The sequence below is a fragment of the Immundisolibacter sp. genome (assembly GCF_041625615.1).
Taxonomy (GTDB): domain Bacteria; phylum Pseudomonadota; class Gammaproteobacteria; order Immundisolibacterales; family Immundisolibacteraceae; genus Immundisolibacter.
In genome coordinates, this window is sequence record NZ_JBFJTF010000215.1 from 1 (window position 1) to 2,373 (window position 2,373).

At 67.8% G+C, this 2,373-nt stretch carries 2 protein-coding genes; one reads left to right on the forward strand and one right to left on the reverse strand.

The genetic code is table 11. From position 1 onward, the window contains the following. Positions 1–198: 198 nt before the first annotated feature. On the forward strand, positions 199–1,425 hold the full coding sequence (locus ABYX71_RS11590) for a porin (protein WP_372696649.1): 1,227 nt from the start codon (positions 199–201) through the stop codon (positions 1,423–1,425). A 48-nt stretch (positions 1,426–1,473) separates the two neighbouring features. On the opposite strand, the gene lysA is transcribed toward ABYX71_RS11590, so the two are convergent. Continuing rightward, positions 1,474–2,373 (reverse strand): diaminopimelate decarboxylase (gene lysA / locus ABYX71_RS11595; protein WP_372696650.1); only part of this gene is annotated, 900 nt, incomplete at its 5' end.

Genomic DNA, 2,373 nt, shown 5'->3' on the forward strand with positions numbered 1-2,373 from the left:
CCGCCCCCGTCCACCGACGCTGCCCCGCCGCGCACGCCGCCACACCGGGCGATGCGCGGCGCAGGCGCACGCGTGTGCCTGCGGTGACTGACGGGCATCAACAAAAATGAAAAATAAAATGCGAATCGTTCTTATTTTGATAACATTCGCCAAGCCCGGCGCTTCGGCCGTGGCACCCGACGAACACAGGGAGGACCCATGATCCGCCGTCACACCACCCGCGGCGCGGTGGCCGCCGCCGCGCTGACCGCTGCGCTTGTGCCAAACGCGCAGGCCGAGACCTCGATCGACAGCATCGAACAGACCCTGGCGCAACTGCAGGCCCAGCTGGTCGCCGCGCAGCAGGAAATCGCCGCGCTGAAGAACGAAAACGCGCAAATCAAGGAACAGGTCGCCGCTACCGGCGAAGCGGTCGAACGGGCCGAGCACGAGGCCGCCGCCCGTGGCCCGTCCTGGACCGAGAAGACCAGCCTCGGCGGCTACGGCGAGATGCACTGGAACAACCTGCAGAGCAAGGACGAGATCGACTTCCATCGTTTCGTGCTGTTCCTGGGCTACGAATTCGATGAAAAGACCCGCCTGTTCACGGAAGTCGAACTTGAACACTCGCTCGCCGGCGAGGGCAAGGAAGGCGAGGTCGAACTCGAACAGGCGTACATCGAGCGTGACCTGACCGACACCCAGCACGCCCAGGCCGGCTTGTTCCTGCTGCCGGTCGGCATCCTGAACGAGCATCACGAGCCCGACACCTTCTACGGCGTGGAGCGCAACCCGATCGAAAGCGCCATCATTCCGACCACCTGGTGGGAAGGCGGTGTCGGTCTGCGCGGCGCCCTGACCCCCGGCTGGAACTACAACCTGGCCGTGCACTCGGGCCTGAAGGTGCCGGTCAGCGGCAGCAGCGCGTTCCTGCCGCGCAGCGGGCGCCAGAAGTTGTCCGAGGCGGTGGCCGAGGATCCGGCCGCGACCGCACGCATCCGCTACCAGGGCATCCCCGGCCTGGAGCTGGCGCTGTCCGGCCAGTATCAGGACGACGTCACGCAAAGCACAGGCGATCGCGCCCGGGCCTTCCTGTGGGAAGCCCATGCCGTGCTGCAGCGCGGACCGTTCGGCCTGCGCGCCCTGTATGCGGCGTGGGACATCGGCGGCGATCAGGCCGAATCCTTCGGTCGTGACGAGCAGAACGGCTGGTACGTGGAGCCGTCCTGGCGCCTGAACGACCAGTGGGGCGTGTTCGCCCGCTACAACCGCTGGGACAACGCCGCCGGCGACAGCACCGACAGCAAGTTCCGGCAGATCGACGTCGGCTTCAACTACTGGCTGACCGATCAAGTGGTGCTGAAGCTCGACTACATGGACAAGAACGGCCCGACCTCGGCCGATGACGACCGCGGCGTGAACGCCGGCGTCGGCTTCTCGTTCTGACAGCCAAGACCACCGGGGCGCACGCCCCGGTGGTCGGCCCGCCGGCGCTCAGCCGGCGGGCATCACCTCGCCGCGCCACAGGTCATCCTGTGTCTCGCGGGCACGGATCAGGTGCGCCTGGGCACCGTCCACCAGCACTTCGGCCGGTCGCGGCCGGCTGTTGTAGTTGCTGCTCATCACAAAGCCGTAGGCCCCGGCGTCGCGCAGCGCCAGCAGGTCGCCCTCGGCCAGCGCCAGGGAACGCTCCCGGGCCAGAAAATCCCCGCTCTCGCACACCGGCCCCACCAGTTCCCACGACATCGGTTCCCGGCTTCCGCTGTCACGAAGCGGCAGCACCGCATGGTGGGCGTCGTACAGGGCCGGGCGCAGCAGGTCGTTCATGGCTGCATCGACGATGGCGAAGTTGCGCTCCGCGCCGGGCTTCAGGTACTCCACCCGTGTCAGCAGCACGCCGGCAGGCCCGACGATGGAGCGTCCCGGCTCAATCGAAATACTCACCCCGCTGCCGGCAAACGGCGCGCTGATGGCTGCCACGTAGTCGGCGTGTGACGGCACCGCCTCGTTCTCGTACGCAATGCCCAGACCGCCGCCGAGATCGACGTGCTCGATGCCGATGCCCTCGTCCAGCAGCGCCTGTCGCAACGCGGCCACGCGCCCGGCCGCCTCGGCCAGCGGCGCCAGATCGGTCAACTGCGAGCCGATGTGGCAGGCAATGCCACGCACCTGCACACCCGGTAGAGCCGCAGCATGCCGGTACAACGCCGGCGCCTCGGCGGCCGGGATGCCGAACTTGTTCTCCCGCAGCCCGGTGGAAATGTACGGATGGGTACGGGCGTCGACGTCCGGGTTGACGCGCAGCGCCAGCGGCGCCTTCAGGCCCATCTCCATCGCCACCCGGTTAAGCCGCTCCAGTTCGGCGGCCGACTCCACGTTGAAGCAGCCGATGCC

What these genes read in the sequence shown, in the direction of transcription:
- ABYX71_RS11590 (WP_372696649.1), top strand. Translation starts at nt 199, where the DNA reads ATGATCCGCCGTCACACCACCCGCGGCGCGGTGGCCGCCGCCGCGCTG.